A 5875-nucleotide genomic window follows, 5' to 3' on the forward strand; every position below is an offset into this window, starting at 1 on the left:
ATTCCATCAACTGCTGCTGATATAATTCCACCTGCAAATCCTGCTCCTTCACCTGCTGGGTATAGTCCTTCAAGTGATATGCTTTGAAGTCTTTCATCTCTTTGCATAGTTACTGGTGCTGAAGTTCTTGTTTCAACTCCTGTAAGTACACTGTCTGGATGTCCAAATCCTTCAATTTTCCTTTCAAAGTCAGGAACTGCTGACTTTATAGCTTCAACAACATATGTTGGTAAACATTCTCTTAAATCTCTAAAAACATAATTTGGTGATACTGATGGCACTACACTTCTAAGCTCTGTTGAAATTTTATCTTCCATAAAATCACCTAAAAGTTGAACTGGTAATTTATAGTCTGAACCTCCAACTTTAAATGCAAGTTCCTCATATTTTCTTTGGAACTCCATTCCAGCTAGTGGATGCTCACTACCATAATCATTAGGTCCTACTGTTACAACTAAAGCTGAATTGGCATTATCTTTATCTCTAGCATGATAACTCATACCATTAACACATATTCTACCCTCTTCTGAAGCTGCATTTACTACAACTCCACCTGGACACATACAGAATGAATATATTGCTCTACCCATTTCTTTATTCTGTGAAACTAACTGATATTCTGCTGCTCCAAGTTTTGGATGCTTTGCAAATGGTCCATATTGAATTTCATTTATTCCTTTTTGAGGATGTTCAATTCTAACACCAATAGCAAATGGTTTAGCTTTCATAAATACATCATTTTCAAAAAGCATCTGATAAGTATCTCTTGAGCTATGTCCTATAGCAAATATAACTTCATCTGCTAAAATCTCTTCACCATTAACTATTACACTTTTCACTCTACCATTTCCTTTAGTTATACCTTCAACTTTTGAGCTAAAATGAACATCTCCACCACGAGATTTTATTTCTTCTCTTATATTTTTAACAACACCTTTTAATATATCAGTTCCAACATGTGGTTTACCTTTATATTTTATGTCTGCTGGTGAACCATGTTCTATAAGTGCATCTAAAATAAAATCACATCTATTATCTTTGATTCTTGTTGTAAGCTTTCCATCTGAAAATGTTCCAGCTCCACCTTCACCAAATTGAACATTAGACTCTTTATTTAAAACTCCAGTTTCCCAGAACTTATCAACAGTTTTCCCTCTGCCATCAACATCTTCTCCTCTTTCAAAAACAAGTGGCTTATAGCCTTTTCTTGCTAAAAGAAGTGCTGCAAATAGACCTGCTGGTCCCATACCTACAATTATTGGTCTATGATTTAATTTTTCTGTTCCTTCTACAACATCTGCATTATATCCTTCTTTTTCAATAAGAATATCTTTATCCTTAAGTTTTGCAACTAAAGCACTTTCATTTTGTAAATCTATATTTATAGCATATGTAAACTTTAAATCATTCTTTTTTCTTGCATCAACAGACTGTTTTATAATTTTATATCTGTTAATCATTTCAGGTTTCATTCTTAACTTCTTAGCTATTTTCTTCTTCAGTAAATCTGTTGAATCATCTATTCCAAGAGTTAAGTTAATAATTCTAATAGTCATTATAATTTCCTCCTAAGTTTTTATTATATAACCATGCTTAATATTATAACATTTTTTTTATTTAAGCAAAAAAATATCCTTAGAAAATTTCTTCTCTAAGAATATTTAAATCTATGATTTTTTATTTTCACTATTTTCTAAAGGCTTACTATTCTCACTCACTATAAGTTTTGATGGCAATACCTTATCAGTTTCACTACCTTTTTTATTATCTACTGTAGTTTCACTATTACTCTTTTCATCAGAACTAATAATTGGACTACTATTTTTTTTATCATTACTAACAATTGGACTATTACTTGGTTTATCTACATTAGTAATTGGTTTACTTGGATTATCAACAGGTTTATTTGAATCGTTAGTTGGTTCACTTGGGTCAACAACTGGCTTATCATCTGGATTTGGTGGTGTTGTTGGGTCTACTACTGGCGGTATCACAATCTCTTTTTTAGAAACTTCCACACTAATATTCTCTGGAATAACTGTAACTACCATACCTTGTAAATCTTGCCCTATTATTTTAATAGGCACAATTCCAGTACTTGTGAGTGTTGATACATCAATATTTCCTACAAGCTTACTTAAATCTAATTTTTCTAAATTTGTTGCAAGACCTGTTATACTAATATCTGCATTATTTTGCCCAATTTTATAATCATAATCTTTATTTTGTCCTGTTATATCTAAAGGAACTGATATCTTTTTAGTGGCTGAATTATTTTCAACAACTATATTAACATTTATAGAATTTTCACCTGATATATTCACAATCCCTTTTGGTATTGTTATATTTACAGGAATTGTTGCATTCCCTGTTATCTTAGATAAATCAATTGGAGTTGTAGTTAATGAGTTTATATCTTTTGACCCTTCTCCTACTATATCAACTGAATTAATACTAGGTGTTATACTCTTAAGTGTTAAGTTTTGTGGCAATACTCCTGTTGTATTAACTTTGATTGAAACAAGTTTACCTTTTTCTAAATTAATTGCTACATCTGCTTGCCCTGGTGTTACTGTAAGTCCTTTTATTTCAACCCCTGCTGAGTTAACTGGAATTATAGGTAGATTTAATACTGTTGATTGATTAGCATTATCTACCTGTCCTCTAACTACAAGCTTTGAAACCTCTTTAACAAGTCCTTCTGCACCCTCAACACTTGCTGAAAGAGGACTAAGTTTTATATTTTTAAGATAACTCCCTTTAGCCTCTTTCACTTGAACTTCAGGTGTTAATGACATATTTTTCTTTTGTAAATTCTCAAGGTTCAATTCAACCCTTGGATAATTATTTTTAATATTTATACCACTTGGAGAATTCATTATACTTACTGGTATATTATTTTCTCCTGGCTTTAACCCATAAGATATAAGGTCTGCTGCAACTCTGAATTGTGATTTATTAATTTTATAAACCTCTGCTGCTGGCCCTGAAATACTTAGACTTACTGTTACATCCTGATTTGGTGCAAGTGCAAGCCCTTGTTCTTGTAATATTTGTGGATTTATAAGTTCAACTGGTATGTCTGTTATAACTTTCTCTCGTACCGGATTCTCAATATTATTTATATAAAGCCATAATCCAAAAGAAAGCAGTAGGCATATAATTTTTATCATTAGATTTTTATTTTTAATTTTCTTAGCCATTCTCCTACCCTTCCTTTTATTGACTTATCATCTTTGTCTCTTCTTCCTCTTAATATTTTAAGAAGAATTAATTTTAATTTAGCTCCATCATAATTTTTAGTAAGTCTGCCTTTAACAGCAAGTGAAACATTTCCTGTTTCCTCTGAAACAATTATAAGAAGTGCATCTGATACTTCTGAAAGTCCAATGGCAGCTCTATGTCTTGTTCCAAGAAGTTTACTAATATTAAAATTACTACTTAGCGGTAAAACACATCCTGCAGCTACAATTCTATCATAGCTAATAATCATAGCTCCATCATGTAGAGGTGTATTTTTAACAAATATATTTTCTATCAAAGCATCACTTACAGCCGCATCTATGTGAGTGCCTGTTTTTATATACTCATCAAGACCTATTTTTTGCTCAATTGCAATTAATGCTCCAAGTTTTTCAGCAGACATATTATTTACAGACTCAACAATTTCATCAACAAGTCTTTCAAGTTCTTCATCATTATCAACAATATGTAAGTCATTAAATGTACTACTTCCTATATGTTCTAAAGCCTTTCTTATCTCTGGTTGGAAAATTATAACCATAGATAAAAGTCCTATTGTAAGTGTTTTTGTAAGAATAAAATTAAGCATATTTAATCTTAAAAAATGACTTATAGGAATTAATAAAAATATAAGTAAAATCCCTTTTAAAAGTTGTTCTGCTCTTGTTTCTTGAATTAGTTTATAACCCTTATAAAAAATAAATGCTACTACTAATATATCTATTACAGCCCAAACGGACATGCCATTTTTGATACTTGATATTATAAATTGTAAATCCTGCATTTCTTTCACCTCTTCACAGTCTTGTTTATAATTATACACTAAAAATCACTATAAAATATAACCTTATTTCCATATTTACATAATTTTTTGTAATGTAATTGAATCTCTTTACATATATTTTTACTAAAGTATATTTTTATACTAATTTTTTATCTAATTACTATTCTAATATTTTTTCAAGCAAATAAAGTGTTAAAAATTATATAAATTGTTTACATAGGAGGTAAAAATGAATAAAGAAAATATTAAAAATTTTATATCAAAACCATTTACCATATCTTTTGCTTTCATACTAATTATTTTAGTATGTGTAATTTTCAATATATTAACTAAAGGAAATCCATTTGATGATATTATAGATTATTCTACACAAATTAATATGGTGAATAATGAACATATATCAGATGATAATTTATCTTCTAATTATTTTATTGATGTATGTAATCTTAATATTTCAAAACTTTCAAAAATAAAAACGTCTGTAACTAATGAAAGTTTTTCAAATGAATTTACAAATCATAAAAATATATTACTTGTTAGTATAGATAAAAATATAGAATTATATAAAAACATTTCTCATTTTTTAGAAAATGTTGATGCTGATACTATTCTTGATAACAATAATAAAATTTCAGTATCTAAGAATGAGTTAAATAAACTTATTTTAGAGGCTCGAAAACTTAAAATACCATTATCAGTTGATGAAGATAAAGAAAGTAATTTAAACAATGCCTATACTTACATCAATGAACTTATCAAAATAAATAGAAATAAAAAAATAGAAACTTCTCAATCTATTGATTTTAAAGCTAATATAGACTTAATATATACAAAATTCACACCACTTAATGAAGATTTATTTTCTATAATTAAGATTGTAAAATCTGATGGGCGTGATTTAACATCTGTTTTAAATTCAATAAATTCAAATATCGAAATTTTTAATGATTTAAATATAGAACTTAACTCTTTAGCTATTCCTAGTGGATATTCAGATATATTCAAAGCACTTCAAAAGACTTTTAATGAATATATTATTTATATAAATAATATGCGTGATTATGTTTTATCTGAAATTTCTGAAAAACCAAATAAAGATTATTTAGAGAGTTCTAAAAAGGCTTATGATAAGACAAATAAAGAGCTTTTAAACTATTTAAAACTAATGACTGAAACTAAGTAATTATTATAATTTTGTTTTTAATGTATGAAAACTTTCCTTTTGGTTAAAATATTCAAAGTACGGAAGTTACAAAAGGAGGTTTTTATGAAAAAAAATATTTTTTTCAGTTTTTTAATAACCTGTAGCTTATTATTTACTATTTTAGTTAGTACAACAGCTAATGCACAAGAAATTAAATTTGAAATCAAATCAAACGATATAAATAATTTAAATCAAACTAGTGATTTAGTTCCACTACAAGTTCACACTAATAGACTTTCTACTGACTTGTATGTTGAATATGAACCAGCACTTCAAGTTTTTAGCCAAGGTGGAAAATCACTTAATATATCTGATTCAGATATAGATTTTATGGCTAAAGTTGTTCATGCTGAAAGTAAAGGCGAACCTTATACAGGTAAGGTTGCTGTTGCTTCAGTAATTTTAAATAGAGTTATTGACCCCAATTTTCCAAATACAATTTCTGGAGTAATAACACAAAAAAATGCATTTTCTTGTGTTAGAAATGGTGTTGTAAATGCTACCCCAAATAGTGATAGCTACAATGCAGTTATGGAGGCTATAAAGGGAAATGACCCTACTAATAAGGCATTATATTTTTATAATCCTGATATAGCAACTTGTAACTGGATGCATGGAATTCAAAAAAGAAATGTCCAAAGTAT

At 28.6% G+C, this 5875-nt stretch carries 5 protein-coding genes; 2 read left to right on the top strand and 3 right to left on the bottom strand.

What is annotated here, in order from left to right:
• From Q0V15_RS11045 to cdaA, 3 genes are all read right to left on the bottom strand, one after another.
• A partial coding sequence (locus Q0V15_RS11045) for an NAD(P)/FAD-dependent oxidoreductase (RefSeq protein ID WP_297438962.1) occupies positions 1-1556 on the bottom strand: 1556 nt, incomplete at its 3' end.
• A gap of 111 nt (positions 1557-1667) precedes the next feature.
• The gene (locus Q0V15_RS11050) at positions 1668-3203 is read right to left on the bottom strand and encodes a YbbR-like domain-containing protein (protein ID WP_297438964.1); all 1536 of its coding nucleotides are present in this window, start codon (positions 3201-3203) and stop codon (positions 1668-1670) included.
• Positions 3173-4027 (bottom strand): diadenylate cyclase CdaA, encoded by an 855-nt coding sequence (cdaA, locus tag Q0V15_RS11055; RefSeq protein ID WP_297438966.1) that lies wholly within the window; start codon positions 4025-4027, stop codon positions 3173-3175. Before cdaA ends, Q0V15_RS11050 begins: the two co-directional genes overlap by 31 nt.
• Before the next feature lie 229 nt (positions 4028-4256).
• Between cdaA and Q0V15_RS11060 the strand changes: the two genes are divergently transcribed.
• On the top strand, positions 4257-5210 hold the full coding sequence (locus Q0V15_RS11060; protein ID WP_297438968.1) for a hypothetical protein: 954 nt from the start codon (positions 4257-4259) through the stop codon (positions 5208-5210).
• Positions 5211-5294: 84 nt separating this feature from the next.
• Positions 5295-5875 (top strand): cell wall hydrolase (locus Q0V15_RS11065; protein WP_297438970.1); only part of this gene is annotated, 581 nt, incomplete at its 3' end.

The organism is uncultured Clostridium sp., from assembly GCF_947036855.1.
GTDB lineage: Bacteria > Bacillota > Clostridia > Clostridiales > Clostridiaceae > Sarcina.